Below are 14,427 nucleotides of genomic sequence, written 5' to 3'. Positions count from 1 at the left end.
ACAATTTTATTTGCAATAGCCGTGAGTGTTTTCTTTATAAATGGAAATCCACAAAAGTGGTTTTGGTTATGTATTTTCTTTGCTTCCATTATACAAAATATAGTGCTACTAAAAAAGAATAAAGAAGTGCATTAAGATATTCAAATTATTAACATATTTGTGTCGTCTTTCTAGTTTTGTTGAAAACGCTTTTATTCAGTTTTATAATAAAAGTATGTTTTTACAAATCTCCAAAATAATGAATAGGGAGATGATACAATGCTAGCTTCACCGTTTTACTTACATACATGGAAAAAGTTTGTTGATGAAGGTGTCCTTGATTCGAACCGTATAAACGAAAGAATTTCAGAGTCATGGTATCGATGTAAACAAGCAAATGTGAATCCTCATATGAATAAAGGTCAGAAAATTTTGTCTTCTAATATTTTTCAAGACCAAAAGAAAAAGAGTGAAATCTTCCTAGATATCGCAATACCTCAAATACAAAATATGAGAAAAACCATTGATGAACTGCAAATGATGGCATTATTAATCGATCCAGACGGTTACGTTCTATCGTTAAGTGGAAATAAACAAACGTTGCAACGAGCGAAACAGATTAATTTCATTGAAGGTGTGAAATGGACGGAAGCGGCTGTTGGTACAAATGCGATAGGAACAGCGCTTGAGATTGAAGAGGCTATTATGATAAGTGGTACAGAGCATTATTCTGTCGCATCTCATAGCTGGAGCTGTGCGGCCGCTCCTATTCATAATGATGATGGGAAATTAATAGGCGTTCTAGATTTCTCTTGTCCGATTGAGTTTTCGCATCCATATATGCTCGGTATGGTAACTTCGATTGCACATGCGATTGAACGTGAATGTAGTATTCGAGTACATCAAAATGAACTGCAGTTAATCCATCGTTTTTTAGATGTAATTGATAGTGATGAACAAGTTGTAATTTGTAATCATCGTGATGTTATCGTTTCTGCAAGCAAGAGGGTTCGGGAACGAGTATGTAATTGGTCACGGATGAAACTTGAAGATTTAATGCACTATGGATTGAAAACTAAATTAGAAGTTCCAGTATACAGTAATAATAGAATGATTGGGAAATGTATTTATGTAAAGGGAAATAAACAAGTAAAATCATTTTCAACGTCCCCATTTATAAATGGCATCACTTTTCCTGGAGTAATTGGGACAAGCAGTGCATTTCAACATACTTTAGAAGAAATTAAGCTTGTATCACCAACTGACGCAAGTGTATATGTTTGTGGTGAAACAGGTGTAGGAAAAGAATATGTAGCGAGAGCGATTCATGAAAATAGTCCAAGAAAAAATGGTCCTTTTATAGCTGTTAACTGCGGTTCATTACCGAAAGAATTAATGGAAAGTGAATTGTTCGGTTATGCTGAAGGAGCGTTTACAGGTGCACGGCGCCAAGGATATAAAGGGAAATTCGAACAAGCAGACGGAGGAACAATATTTTTAGATGAAATTGGTGAAGTGCCACCAGAGATGCAAGTAGCATTATTGCGTGTTTTACAAGAACGAACAGTAAACCCAATTGGCAGTTCAAAAGAGATACCAGTAAATATTCGTATTATTACTGCGACACATAAAGATCTATTGCGATTAGTAGAAGAAGGGAAATTCCGTCAAGATTTATATTATCGCTTACATGTTTATCCACTATATGTCCCATCGTTAATAGAAAGAAAAGAGGATATTCCATACTTCATAAAACATTTTTGCAAACGAAAGAATTGGAATGTTGTATTTCCAAAAAGTATTTGTAATCAATTTTATCAGCATACATGGCCCGGAAATATTCGAGAATTATTAAATGTATTAGAACGCATCTACATTTTGTCGCAAGGACGAGAAATATGTGAAAAACAAATCTCTTTTTTATTACAAACAATGATGGGAAATCAACATCAACTTGCATTGCAAGAAGAAAATAAAACAGAGAACACATTAAATTTCCGTGAAAAAATACAGCGTGATAGCATGATTGAAGCGTTAGAAAAGACAAATGGAAATGTTTCATTAGCTGCAAAACTTTTAGATGTACCTCGAAGTACATTTTATAAACGAATGCAAAAATATAAGTTATAAAGTAGATTTTTGTAATCTACTTTTTCTTTGTGGGCTCATGTTCTGTCGGAATGTGCGCTTACCGGGGAAATAATAGAATAGTTAGAAATTAATTTCCGGAAGGAGGACTTAGGTGAAATATATTGAAATTGGTATTGGGAATACGTGGTTCGTTCGAACAGAAACTGAAAATAAAGATGGAACTGAATTTGAAGAACGAGGAATTATAAAACCTATTTATTTTGAGTCTTTATATGTACGAGTGTGGTTTCGAAAAACGTGTTTAATTTTTGATACGAAAGAAGGGTTTAAAAAGGTAAAGAAGAGGAGGATTGAATATAAATTTATTTTTGGAATTGTGAGTAGACTGGATAAAGAAAAAGTGGGCTAACGTGCGAAGTTATATTGATCAGGAAATTCTTTTCACTTATATCAAATTCATAAAAAGCACTTTTTATAAATATAAATTGTTAATAAAACCGCTAAGGAAACTTAGCGGTTTCTTTTTTAATAGGAGGGATTTTCGTATGAATAGGATCGTAACGGTTTTACTTGCAATTATTATAATGGGGTATTCCATTTATAGTTGGAATAATATTTCGGAACTGAGTATGCTAATTTTACAAACGCTTTTAGGTTTTATGTTAGTTAGCTTAGGGGTGCAAAATTTAAAAAATAACGAAAAAGAAAATAGAAGTATAGGGATAGCTTTATTACTTGTGGCTTTGTTTTTAATTGTTGTATCTTTAATAAAATATTTTGTATGAATAAGTTTTTAAATTAATAAAAAATGATTATTTATTGAACCCCCCTCACAATAAAAAGTTAAAATTCTACTTGTATTTCACTATATAAAATATGGCATAATGATTGAGTTAAAATAGAAATGGATAGGGTATTTGAGAGGGGCAGTATAATGAGTTTTGCAATAGAAATAGTAATAAAAGCACCAATGGATGTTGTATGTGACTACATAATAGAAGATGAAAAAATAAAAGAATGGAATACGTTTATAATAGAAAATCGCTATCCTTCAAATATGGATAAAGAAAATCCACGTGTAGGAGATAAATATATTACTGTTCAAAAAGTCGGTAAGAAAATATTGGAGGCAGAAGTAGAAATTCTTGAATACGATGCACCCTATATTATTTCACTTGGCAGTGAAATGAAGCAAGGTTATTCGGCAATGACTTATATGTTAGAAGAAGATGAGGAGGGTACAGCACTAACATTAATTTCAGAATATGAACCTAGTAATTTTTACCATAAAATTATGTATAAGTTAACAGGCTGGATTTCACGAGGTTTAACTATGGAACAAATGGAACGTCTAGCAGAATGTGTAGAAGCTGCTTATCAGAAAGAAGATTAAGATTAAGATTAAAAATATATTAAGGTAAAAGCGTTACTCAATCTCGTGAGTAACGCTTTTACTGTTTGAAGATTTTTTATTGAAAATCTCAATAGCTCTTTCATATATTTCTTTATCAACACAAAATCTTTCTGTTATCCAATAATTAAGTTCAGAAGATGTAATGATTTGTTCTCTTTTCTTACCTTGGAAATATCGTTTTAAAACATTATCATTAATAGAAGTTGGAATACCATCGATATAACCGAAAATCTGAATTTTCTTTAATACAGGGGATGTATACCAATCGTTAGACTTTGTAATGAGTTCTTTCATACTTGATAAATGTATTGGATCTGTATGTAAGATTTTTGTTGGACCTGGATCTCTAGTAATTTTAATCCTATTATTTGAGACTTCATAAGTGAAAGTTTCTCTTACATTACTTACTTGAAATGATTCATAAAGTGGGTAAGCTTGGAATAAAGGTGCACAATAACCAACATCAACATAATAAGGTTGGTCTAAGTTAACCCGTAAGCATAAATGTCCGGGATCCATATACATATAATGAACATTAAAACCAAGATTTGATAATAACCAATGGAATCCAATTGAGTGCGTCCAACAAGTACCCCCGAGACCTTTTGTTGTAATACGGTTTATGTATGTCTCAATGGAAGGGAAATAATTACCTGTTTCATTACCCTTTTCCCAGTCAATTATTTTAGTGAGGGTTTCCCATTTTATTTTTTTTGATGAGCTTTAATAAGCTCATTTAAAAATTTTAAGCTAGTAGGCTGTTTTGTCGTATCTAAAAATGATAGAAAGCTATTTACTAGTTGTACTTGGTTCATTTTCTTATCCTTTCTATATAGAAATTGTTATTGGTATTATTATACAATAGGTGTCAGAAAATACAGTTATTTATTAATAGAGTGGGAGAGAATTATATGTCGATGTCGCTATATTATAAACAAATCCGTGAGCAATTAGGTCATGAACTAATTTTTATACCGAGTGTAGCTGCTGTTATTAAAAATGAGCAAGGGGAAATCTTATTTCAATATCCTGGCGGAGAATACTGGAGCTTGCCAGCTGGAGCAATTGAGCCTGGAGAAACTCCAGAAGAAGCGGTAGTTCGTGAAGTGTGGGAAGAAACAGGATTGAAAGTGCAAGTAAAAAAACAAAAAGGGGTGTTTGGAGGAAAAGAGTATCGCCATACATATCCGAATGGCGATCAAGTAGAATATATTGTTGTTGTGTTTGAATGTGAAATTACTAGTGGAAAACTAAAATCAATAGATGGTGAATCTTTAAAACTACAATATTTCTCATTATCTGAAAAGCCTTCTTTAGCGCTACCATACCCAAATAATATATTTTTATAGATGTAAAATAGCACACCTTATGTATTGAAGGTGTGCTATTTATATAAACCAGTCGTATACATTTTCGTCAATGTATGCACAATTTCTTCTAGGTCGATCTTTTTATCATTTTGCACAATCGTCCAAAGAAACATCTCATTCATCGCAAACCAAGCACGTGCTACAATTTCTTTATTCAATTCAGAATGTGCTAACCCACCTTCTTGAGAGTATGTAATATCTTGCGTAATACTGTTTATAAAGCGTTCCCGTATCTCGTCCCATTTTTGACGTATCTCTTTTGATAACCCAATTGCTTCTTCTACAACTTGTAAAATTGCTCGTTCTTTCTCTGCTAATTGTAGAAATGCTTTAACTTGATTTTGAATCATTATACGTGCTTCTTCTGTCGTTTGAGGCGAAAAAGAGCGCTCAGCAATATCATAAAATTGATTCATAACATCTTCCATTAAAACGATGAGGAGATCATCTTTGTTTTTAAAGTATACATATGCCGTGCCATAACCAGTTTCTGCATGTTTAATAATTTGTGTAATTGTCGTTTTTTGAAATCCGTTACGAATAAAAATAGTGTAACCAGAGTGTAATAGTTTCTTCTTTGTTTCTAAGGAGCGGTGTTTTCTTGATGAAAGAGTAGTGTTTTTCAAAGAATCACCTCTTTATACTGAAATATCTGAAAATATAACTGTATTGTAAAAGAAATTCATATATAAAGTCAACTGACATAATATCGTTGACGTTATATCAACTAAGGTGATATATTTCAATTAGTTAGAATAAAAAGAAAATTAAGAGAAGGTGACACCATGTATAAAGAACCATTTCAACCAACTTATGAGTATGCGCTTGAATGTGATAAACATGATGAACTGAAAGATTTTCAAACTGAATTTTATAAAAAAGAAGGAACAATATATTTAGATGGAAACTCATTAGGGCTACTTTCAAAAAGAGCAGAGAAATCATTACTTACTTTGCTAGATTCATGGAAAGAGTATGGCATTGACGGCTGGACCGAGGGTGAGCATCCGTGGTTTTTCCTTTCGGAGAAATTAGGTGAATTGACTGCACCTCTTATTGGAGCTTTACCAGAAGAAACTATTGTAACCGGTTCCACGACAACGAATATTCATCAAGTAATCGCAACTTTCTATGAGCCGAAAGGAATTCGCACAAAAATTCTTGCGGATGAGTTAACCTTCCCATCCGATATATATGCACTTCAAAGTCAAATTCGTTTAAAAGGATTAGATCCAGATGAGCATTTAGTACGAGTAAAGAGCCGAGATGGTAGAACACTTTCTGAAGATGATATTATTCATGCAATGACAGATGATATCGCGTTAATTTTATTACCTTCTGTACTGTATAGAAGCGGCCAAATTCTTGATATGAAACGTTTAACAGCGGAAGCGCATAAGCGTGGTATTCATATCGGGTTCGATTTATGTCACTCAATCGGTTCTATTCCGCATCATTTCAAAGAGTGGGATGTTGATTTCGCGATTTGGTGTAATTATAAATACTTAAATGCGGGACCTGGTGGCGTTGCAGGGCTTTATGTGAATAAAAAGCATTTTAATAGACTTCCTGGATTATCAGGTTGGTTTAGTTCTAGAAAAGATAAGCAGTTTGATATGGAACATACATTAACAGCTGCTGATCATGCAGGTGCTTATCAAATTGGTACACCACACGTATTAAGTACTGCACCTTTAATCGGTTCTCTTGAAATATTTAAAGATGCTGGTATAGAACGTTTACGCGAAAAATCATTACATATTACAAGATACATGCTTAATTTGATTGATCATGAATTAAAAAATTTCGGATTTACAATTGGAAATCCATTTGAGGATGAAAAACGAGGCGGGCATATTTATTTAGAGCATGCAGAAGCAGCACGTATATGTAAAGCGTTAAAAGCAAATGGAGTAATTCCAGATTTTAGAGCGCCAAATGGAGTGAGACTTGCGCCAGTTGCTTTATATAATACGTACGAAGAAGTATGGCAGTCTGTTATGATTTTAAAGAAAATCATGAAAGATGAAGAGTATAAGCAATTTGAAAATAAGCGAGAGGTAGTGGCATAAGTATGAAAACATCAGAGTGGATTGATATTTCACAACCGCTAAATAATGATATTGCTACTTGGCCAGGGGATACACCGTTCTCGTATGAAGTATCATGGTCAAAAGAAGAGAGTGGCTCAGTAAATGTCGGAAAGTTAACGATGAGTATTCATACAGGTACTCATATTGATGCACCGTTTCATTTTGATAATGATGGAAAGAAAGTGTTAGATTTAGATATCCAAGTTTATGTCGGACCTACGCGAATCATTGACGTTTCTAATCTTGAAAGCATTGGGAAAAAGGAATTAGAGAAATTTCATTTAGAAGGCGTAGAACGCTTGTTGTTACGCACATCTTCACATGGTAAAGCGAATGAATTCCCAGATATAATCCCGCATTTACGTGCGGATATAGCACCGTTTCTTTCAGAAAAAGGTATACGTTTAATCGGGGTGGATGTACCATCAGTTGATCCGTTAGATGATAAAGAATTAGCAGCGCATCATCAATTGTTTAAACATGGTATACACATTTTAGAAAATGTCGTACTAGATCATGTAGCAGATGGCGATTACGAACTAATCGCATTACCACTTGCCTTATCAGATGCAGATGGAAGTCCAGTTCGAGCAGTTATTAGACCAATATAAGTAGAAATATATATAAAGGGGCGTTTTGCTAATATGAAAGAAAATGAAAAGGTAATTATGGAAAAAGGGATTCATACGGACTTTAAAGAGAATATGACGTACGGGGAATATTTACAATTAGATAGTTTACTATCTTCTCAAAAGAGATTATCAGACCACCATGATGAAATGTTGTTCATCGTTATTCACCAAGCAAGCGAACTTTGGATGAAGCTTATTTTACATGAGTTAAACGCAGCAATTGAATCTATTAAACAAGACAAATTACAACCAGCTTTTAAAATGTTAGCACGTGTATCAAAAATTCAATCACAAATCATTCAATCTTGGGATATTCTTGCGACATTAACGCCGTCAGAGTACATTGAGTTTCGTGACTCGCTCGGTCAAGCTTCAGGTTTTCAATCGTATCAATATCGTATGATTGAGTATGCGCTTGGTTATAAAACGCCGCATGCCTTAAAAATTTATGAAAAAGATCCAGAATTACACGCTCGACTTCATACGGCGCTACATGCACCAAGTTTATATGATGTCGCAATTCAAGCACTTGTAAAAGAAGGATTTCCTATTCATAAAGATGTGTTGAATCGTGATATTACGCAGCCTTATGAAGAAGACGCAACAGTAGAAGCGGCATGGCTTGAAGTGTATGCGGATGTAAAAAAATATTGGGATTTATACCAACTTGCTGAAAAATTAATTGATATTGAAGATTGGCTACAACAATGGCGTTTCCGTCATATGAAAACAGTAGAACGCATTATCGGACATAAAATGGGAACAGGTGGCTCTTCAGGTGTATCTTATTTAAAACGAGTACTTGATCAACGATTCTTCCCAGAGCTTTGGAATGTTCGCACAAAATTATAAAAAACAAACCTGTCAGTTCATTACTGGCAGGTTTGTTTTTTATTTGAACACAAGTATGTTTTAATTAAAGCTACAAGATATAATAAATTAGGTAATGATTTAATTGGAGGTAAAGTATTGGATTTCAGGCAGCTAGAAAATAAATTTGAAAAGAAAAAAGTAAATACATTTATTGTTTATCAAAAAGGGGAATTAACAACTGAGTATTATAAAACACCTGAATGTGCAAGTAATTTATATAAAATAAATTCGATTACAAAAAGCATTGTATCTATATTAATAGGTATTGCAATTGATAAAGGCTATATAAATGATATACATACACCCATTACAGAGTGGATTGAAAATGTATCTGCGGAAAAGCAGGATTTGACTCTGTATCATTTATTAACGATGACTACAGGAGAAGATTGGAAGGAGTTTGGGAATGGGGTCGTTTTCCCAAATGATTTTGTAGAATCGGATAACTGGGTGCAGTACATATTAGAAAAACCAATAATTGAAGAACCGGCTACAAAAATGAATTATAACTCAGGGTCTTCACATTTACTTAGTTACATTATCCAAAAAGCTACTGGAATGCCGACAGAACAGTTTGCGAAAAAATATGTATTTGATCCATTAGATATTACCGAATATGAGTGGCAGCAAGATCCGCAAGGAATACATGTCGGCGGCTTCGGAATGAAAATGAAGTCTAAAGATTTATTAAAATTAGGAATATTATGTTTACAGAATGGGTATTGGCAGGGGAATGAAATTGTATCATCGAAATGGTTAGAAGAATCAAGTACGGCTCTATTTGAAACGTATGAACATGTCGGGGCATATGGATATCACTGGTGGGTATTGAATAACGAAAGATTTCACATACCGTATTGTTTATACTTCGCTATGGGATATGGCGGGCAATACATCGTCATCATTCCGCAGTTAGAGGTCATTGCTGTAATAAGTAGTCATATGCCTAAACGTGGGCTCGTTCCATTAAAGTTATTTATCGAGCATGTACAGGAGAATTATAAGTTTGTATGAGAAGAGGAGGGATTGTATGGGGGATGTAAAAACATTATCTCTATTTAGACTATGTTTAAGCCTTCTAGCATTTAGTGCAATCATTACGCAATTTATAATACGGGCACAAGTGAAACCGTTCAATCCAGTTAACTTTTTTAGTTTCTTCACTATCGAAAGTAATATTTTAGTTGCATGTATTCTCCTTTTAAGTAGTATCGGAACAGCTACATTTGGTCGATCAGAACAGTTTGGTATACTTCGTGGTGCAGCAACTGTATACATACTTACGACTGGACTCATTTATTTTTTATTATTAAGAGGGTTAGAAGAATCACTTCAAACCGCAATACCATGGGTAAATACGGTGTTACATTATATCATGCCCATCGCAATGCTTTTAGATTGGATTTTAAATCCGCCTAGTAAGAAAATCACTTGGAAACAAGCCGCAAGTTGGCTCTTATTCCCGTTTTTTTACGTTTTATATAGCTTAATACGTGGTCCAATCGTGAATTGGTATCCTTATCCGTTTTTAGATCCGAGAATAGGTGGATATGGTAGAGTACTTTTATACAGTATAGGGATAGCAGTTGTAATTGGCGTTATTTGTATATTGGTAAGATTTTTAGGGAATCGAAATTTTAGAAACGAAAGAAACCCGGCTGTTTAAATTCATAACAGCCGGGTTTCTTTCATTTTATCTACTCGTTTTCTGAAACGACATTTTAATAAATTTCTCCGTCTTCGTTTCAAATTCTACATCAACAAAAACGCCATATTCTTTTCCGTCCTCACGTAGCCATAATTTAAATTTTTCAACTGTTATTTGAACGGTTTTTGGTTTTCTACCTATATGAAGGTAATCAATAATCTCTGCTTTGGGGTATTGTTCTTTCGTTTTTTCTACAGCAAGCTTACCCCATTTCGCATACGGCGGCTGTGCATGAACAATTGCTGAGCCTGTATATACATTTGAACATATTGTTAGGAACAGAATAACGAGTGCGATACGTTTTAACAATTTTTTCATGATGAACTCCTTTTACCTTTTTTATATTGTTTACATATTTTTTCAACGATATGAGTTTGGATTTTTTTGTCTTCTTTACATAAAAGCGAGGCTTTTACAAAACATAACCAAGAAATCATTTACATAATTAAGGAGGGAAAATTATGCGCCAAAAAGCTATTTTTAAAATAGCGGTTTTACTTGCGTTCATAGGACTATCTTTCATGGTCAGTAGTATACAACTAAAGAATGTAGAAGCCTTTTCTAATCAAGTCATTCAAAGGGGAGCATCTGGTGAAGATGTCATTGAACTGCAATCTCGTTTGAAATATAACGGATTTTATACGGGAAAAGTAGATGGTGTTTTCGGCTGGGGTACATACTGGGCACTTCGAAATTTTCAAGAGAAATTCGGTTTACCTGTTGATGGTTTAGCCGGAGCTAAAACGAAGCAAATGCTCGTGAAGGCAACGAAGTATGATAAGTCAACTGCTAATAAAGGAACGACAACGAATAAAGGAAATAGTGGAGGTACTGCACAAGAAAATAAACCACCTCAAAATAAAGGGACAAATGTTCCAAATGGTTATTCTCAAAATGATATACAGCTCATGGCAAACGCAGTATATGGAGAGTCTCGTGGGGAGCCGTACTTAGGACAAGTTGCAGTCGCTGCAGTTATTTTAAATCGTGTTACAAGTGCATCATTTCCAAATACTGTTTCGGGTGTGATTTTTGAGCCAAGAGCATTTACAGCGGTAGCAGACGGACAAATATATTTAACACCAAATGAAACAGCGAAAAAAGCTGTATTAGATGCAATTAATGGATGGGATCCAACAGGAAACGCATTGTATTATTTCAATCCAGATACTGCAACAAGTAAATGGATTTGGACTCGTCCACAAATTAAAAAGATCGGGAAACATATTTTCTGTAAATAGAGCGGAGGTGGAACTATGTTACGAGGTATTATAATCGTATTATTAACAGTTGGTGTAGTTGGGACAGGATACTGGGGCTATAAAGAGCATCAAGAGAAAAATGCAGTATTAATTCGGGCAGAAAACAGTTATCAACGTGCGTTTCATGATTTAGCATATGAGGTTGATTTATTGCACGACAAAATTGGAACAACGCTTGCGATGAATTCACGCGCATCTTTATCGCCTGCTTTAGCAGATGTATGGAGATTAACATCGGAAGCTCGTTCGGATGTAGGACAACTTCCTTTAACATTAATGCCTTTTAATAAAACGGAAGAATTTTTAGCGAATATCGGTGATTTTAGTTACCGTGCAGCGATTCGTGATTTAGAAAAAGAGCCATTAAATGATCAAGAATACAAAACGTTGCAAACTTTATACTCAAATGCAGGAAATATACAAGATGAACTAAGAAAAGTGCAACATCTTGTTTTGAAAAATAATTTACGCTGGATGGATGTTGAGATGGCACTCGCATCAAATCGTGATCCTGCAGACAATACAATTATTGACGGGTTAAAAACAGTAGAAAAAAATGTAACATCGTATTCATCTACAAACTTCGGACCTACCTTTACAAGTGCACAAAAAAATAAAAAAGGTGGATTTGAAGCAGAAGGAAAAGCAATTTCAAAAGATGAAGCGGCGAAAATCGCAAAATCGTTTTTGAATTTAAAAGGAAATGAAAAAGTAGAAGTTGAGAAAAGTGGAAAAGGTGCGAAAGAATCTTTCTATAGTGTGAAAATTAAAGATGAAGCAACCAATAATGAGTTTTATATGGATATTACCGGAAAAGGCGGATATCCAATTTGGGTTATGAATAATCGAGAAATTAAAGAACAGAAAATTAGTTTAAACGATGCAGGAAGTAAAGGTTTGACATTTTTAAAGGATCATAAGTTTAATAATATGGAGCTTTATGATAGCTCACAATATGATAATGTTGGAGTATTTACGTATGTAGTAAATGAGAATGGCGTACGAATTTATCCAGAAGCAATCCAAATGAAAATCGCCTTAGATGACGGTTCTATCGTTGGATTCTCCGCAAAAGAATATTTAGCGTCACATCAAAAACGAACAGTTCCATCAGCAAAACTAACTACAGCAGAAGCAAGAAAGAAAATAAACCCTGATGTAAAGGTAATGGAAGAGCGAAAAGCAATGGTAGTAAACGATTTGCATAACGAAGTACTTTGCTATGAATTTGTAGGTACTTTAGGGAAAGATACGTACCAAATTTTCATCAATGCAAATAGCGGAGCAGAAGAAAAAGTGAAGAAAATGCAAGCTGTTGAAAAAATTTATGATTAAACTTTAATGGTAAAGTGGTGAGAATAATGAAGATTTTAATATATATGTTGATGGTTTGTTTTTTAATAACTGGATGCAGTATTGGAAAAAAGGATAATCCAAACGAAAAGCCCGAGCAAAAAAATGTTTCAATGAAAAATGTTAATTATACAAATAAGTCAAATAAGCCAAATGAAAAAGCAGCGGACCATTTAGCGTCTTTAGCGGCAAGTGTGCCAGGTGTGAATGATGCGACAGCGGTAGTAGTTGGGAAATATGCTATCGTAGGAATTGATGTAAAAGCGAAACTAGATCGAACACGTGTTGAATCCATTAAATACTCTGTTGCAGAAAGTTTGAAAAACGATCCTGATGGTGCTAATGCAGTTGTTGTAGCAGATGTTGATACGTATGAACGACTGAAACAAATTGGAAAGCAAATTAAAAAAGGAAAAACAGGCGAAGGTATACTGGATGAGTTAGCAGCAATTGTTGGCCGAGTAATGCCACAAGTTCCAAATGATATGATTGAAAATAAAGAAACGAATCCAATTAAAGATAATGATAAACAAATACCAAAAGATGAAGAACAAGAACTGAGAAAAGAACAGGATGACCAATCTAATAATCATTTGAATAAATAAAGTTAATCTTAACCCTGTACAAAATTGTGCAGGGTTTTTCAGTATAATATTAAATATTCAGTTTATTTTTAAGGGAATATATGGTTTAATTATTATGGGAGGGACAACTGTTATGATGAAAAAAAGCACAATAATATTATGTAGTTTATGCTTAGGTTTCAGTATGACAGCGTGTGAACAGAAGAAAGAAGTAAAAAAGCAAACAGCGACTTCTTCTACTGTGATGGAAAATCAGAAGAAAGAATCTATCAATATAAATCATTTTTCAAATATAAATGAAGGAATGACTTATAAAGAAGTGAAAGATTTAATTGGTTTTGAAGGGGATTTACTTATAGAAGAAGGCGTAGAACATTCTACACAAATTAAACAAATTTTTGCTTGGAAGGGAAGCAATCCAACTGCATTAGTTGAAATTACCTTTTTAGATGGAAAAGTACATTCTAAAGTGCAGCAAGGTTTAAGTTAATAAGTTGAAAATGGGAGAGTTTAGCATGGACATACATACAGGGGAGATTCAATTAGTTCCGTATAAAGAGGAATATAAAGAAGTTATACAAACATTTACTTTACCAAGTGAACAAGTTCAATTTACATCGGACCCAACCGAATTATTGAAAAAAGCAAAAAATGATTGTACAAAAAATGTGATTGTTATTTTAGATTACAATGGGGTACCTGTTGGTCTTTTTGCATTGCAAACAGGAGATAGAGTGCAGGAATTCACAGAAAATGAGAGCGCTTTACTTTTAACTTCATTTTCTATAAATCACGATAGACAAGGAAAAGGATATGCTAAAAAGTCACTGACACTATTACAAGCGTTTGTACAACGTTATTTTCCGATGAAAAATGAAGTTGTACTTGCTGTGAATGAAAAAAATATTCCAGCACAAAATTTATACGAAAAAGTTGGCTTCCAAGATAAAGGTTTTAGAAGAATGGGACCAATTGGTCAACAAATCGTAATGCATTTACCTATCATACAATAATGAGAAGAAAAACTTACTCTTGCATAACAAAGTAGTAAGTTTTTTTATTTAATAC

The 14,427-nt window shown here is 33.8% G+C and carries 17 protein-coding genes and 1 pseudogene; 15 read left to right on the top strand and 3 right to left on the bottom strand.

The genetic code is table 11. The features are described from left to right. Positions 1 to 258: 258 nt before the first annotated feature. From ACTFR9_RS06170 to ACTFR9_RS06155, 4 genes are all read left to right on the top strand, one after another. The gene (locus tag ACTFR9_RS06170) at positions 259 to 2,109 is read left to right on the top strand and encodes a sigma-54-dependent Fis family transcriptional regulator (RefSeq protein ID WP_076855507.1); all 1,851 of its coding nucleotides are present in this window, start codon (positions 259 to 261) and stop codon (positions 2,107 to 2,109) included. 112 nt (positions 2,110 to 2,221) lie between these two features. Then, positions 2,222 to 2,479 (top strand): DUF3977 family protein, encoded by a 258-nt coding sequence (locus ACTFR9_RS06165; protein WP_000873857.1) that lies wholly within the window; start codon positions 2,222 to 2,224, stop codon positions 2,477 to 2,479. 136 nt (positions 2,480 to 2,615) lie between these two features. Beyond that, positions 2,616 to 2,855, top strand: a complete 240-nt coding sequence (locus tag ACTFR9_RS06160; RefSeq protein ID WP_142242790.1) for a DUF3953 domain-containing protein — start codon at positions 2,616 to 2,618, stop codon at positions 2,853 to 2,855. A gap of 149 nt (positions 2,856 to 3,004) precedes the next feature. Beyond that, on the top strand, positions 3,005 to 3,463 hold the full coding sequence (locus tag ACTFR9_RS06155) for an SRPBCC family protein (protein WP_076855509.1): 459 nt from the start codon (positions 3,005 to 3,007) through the stop codon (positions 3,461 to 3,463). Positions 3,464 to 3,496: 33 nt separating this feature from the next. Here ACTFR9_RS06155 and ACTFR9_RS06150 read toward each other — a convergent pair. Beyond that, positions 3,497 to 4,299, bottom strand: a pseudogene (locus ACTFR9_RS06150) (arylamine N-acetyltransferase). Between the two features lie 96 nt (positions 4,300 to 4,395). Between ACTFR9_RS06150 and ACTFR9_RS06145 the strand changes: the two are divergent. Further along, the gene (locus tag ACTFR9_RS06145; protein WP_000062940.1) at positions 4,396 to 4,833 is read left to right on the top strand and encodes an NUDIX hydrolase; all 438 of its coding nucleotides are present in this window, start codon (positions 4,396 to 4,398) and stop codon (positions 4,831 to 4,833) included. A gap of 35 nt (positions 4,834 to 4,868) precedes the next feature. Here the strand turns inward: ACTFR9_RS06145 and ACTFR9_RS06140 are convergent, their stop codons facing one another. Then, entirely contained in the window at positions 4,869 to 5,480 is a 612-nt protein-coding gene (locus ACTFR9_RS06140; protein WP_000799603.1) for a TetR/AcrR family transcriptional regulator, read from the bottom strand. A gap of 159 nt (positions 5,481 to 5,639) precedes the next feature. Here ACTFR9_RS06140 and kynU point away from each other — a divergent pair, with 159 nt between their 5' ends. The 5 genes from kynU to ACTFR9_RS06115 all read left to right on the top strand — a co-directional run bounded on the left by kynU (position 5,640) and on the right by ACTFR9_RS06115 (position 10,118). After that, positions 5,640 to 6,926: a kynureninase gene (gene kynU, locus ACTFR9_RS06135; protein ID WP_000276283.1), complete on the top strand. Its 1,287-nt coding sequence runs from the start codon at positions 5,640 to 5,642 to the stop codon at positions 6,924 to 6,926. A 2-nt stretch (positions 6,927 to 6,928) separates the two neighbouring features. Then, complete coding sequence (kynB, locus tag ACTFR9_RS06130; RefSeq protein ID WP_000858056.1) at positions 6,929 to 7,558, top strand: arylformamidase; 630 nt, start codon at positions 6,929 to 6,931, stop codon at positions 7,556 to 7,558. A 33-nt stretch (positions 7,559 to 7,591) separates the two neighbouring features. Further along, the gene (kynA, locus tag ACTFR9_RS06125; protein WP_000661965.1) at positions 7,592 to 8,431 is read left to right on the top strand and encodes a tryptophan 2,3-dioxygenase; all 840 of its coding nucleotides are present in this window, start codon (positions 7,592 to 7,594) and stop codon (positions 8,429 to 8,431) included. 117 nt (positions 8,432 to 8,548) lie between these two features. After that, positions 8,549 to 9,466 carry a serine hydrolase domain-containing protein gene (locus ACTFR9_RS06120; RefSeq protein WP_229136316.1) on the top strand — a complete coding sequence of 306 codons (918 nt, stop codon included), beginning with the start codon at positions 8,549 to 8,551 and terminating at the stop codon, positions 9,464 to 9,466. 16 nt (positions 9,467 to 9,482) lie between these two features. Then, a complete protein-coding gene (locus ACTFR9_RS06115) occupies positions 9,483 to 10,118 on the top strand; it encodes a Pr6Pr family membrane protein (protein ID WP_061686501.1) in 636 nt (211 codons plus the stop codon). Between the two features lie 27 nt (positions 10,119 to 10,145). Here ACTFR9_RS06115 and ACTFR9_RS06110 read toward each other — a convergent pair whose 3' ends face one another. Then, positions 10,146 to 10,478 carry a DUF3889 domain-containing protein gene (locus ACTFR9_RS06110; RefSeq protein WP_074543374.1) on the bottom strand — a complete coding sequence of 111 codons (333 nt, stop codon included), beginning with the start codon at positions 10,476 to 10,478 and terminating at the stop codon, positions 10,146 to 10,148. Between the two features lie 143 nt (positions 10,479 to 10,621). Here ACTFR9_RS06110 and sleB point away from each other — a divergent pair, with 143 nt between their 5' ends. From sleB to ACTFR9_RS06085, 5 genes are all read left to right on the top strand, one after another. Next, positions 10,622 to 11,401 (top strand): spore cortex-lytic enzyme, encoded by a 780-nt coding sequence (sleB, locus tag ACTFR9_RS06105; RefSeq protein WP_001249040.1) that lies wholly within the window; start codon positions 10,622 to 10,624, stop codon positions 11,399 to 11,401. Between the two features lie 15 nt (positions 11,402 to 11,416). Beyond that, a complete protein-coding gene (gene ypeB, locus ACTFR9_RS06100; RefSeq protein WP_229136317.1) occupies positions 11,417 to 12,757 on the top strand; it encodes a germination protein YpeB in 1,341 nt (446 codons plus the stop codon). A 26-nt stretch (positions 12,758 to 12,783) separates the two neighbouring features. Continuing rightward, positions 12,784 to 13,380: a YhcN/YlaJ family sporulation lipoprotein gene (locus ACTFR9_RS06095; RefSeq protein ID WP_000698000.1), complete on the top strand. Its 597-nt coding sequence runs from the start codon at positions 12,784 to 12,786 to the stop codon at positions 13,378 to 13,380. A 112-nt stretch (positions 13,381 to 13,492) separates the two neighbouring features. After that, the gene (locus tag ACTFR9_RS06090; RefSeq protein ID WP_000976533.1) at positions 13,493 to 13,849 is read left to right on the top strand and encodes a hypothetical protein; all 357 of its coding nucleotides are present in this window, start codon (positions 13,493 to 13,495) and stop codon (positions 13,847 to 13,849) included. A gap of 25 nt (positions 13,850 to 13,874) precedes the next feature. Continuing rightward, on the top strand, positions 13,875 to 14,372 hold the full coding sequence (locus ACTFR9_RS06085) for a GNAT family N-acetyltransferase (RefSeq protein WP_000351205.1): 498 nt from the start codon (positions 13,875 to 13,877) through the stop codon (positions 14,370 to 14,372). Positions 14,373 to 14,427: the final 55 nt, after the last annotated feature.

Source organism: Bacillus cereus group sp. MYBK222-1, from assembly GCF_051916425.1.
Lineage (GTDB): Bacteria > Bacillota > Bacilli > Bacillales > Bacillaceae_G > Bacillus_A > Bacillus_A paranthracis.
This window is presented reverse-complemented; position numbering and strand designations above follow the sequence as displayed.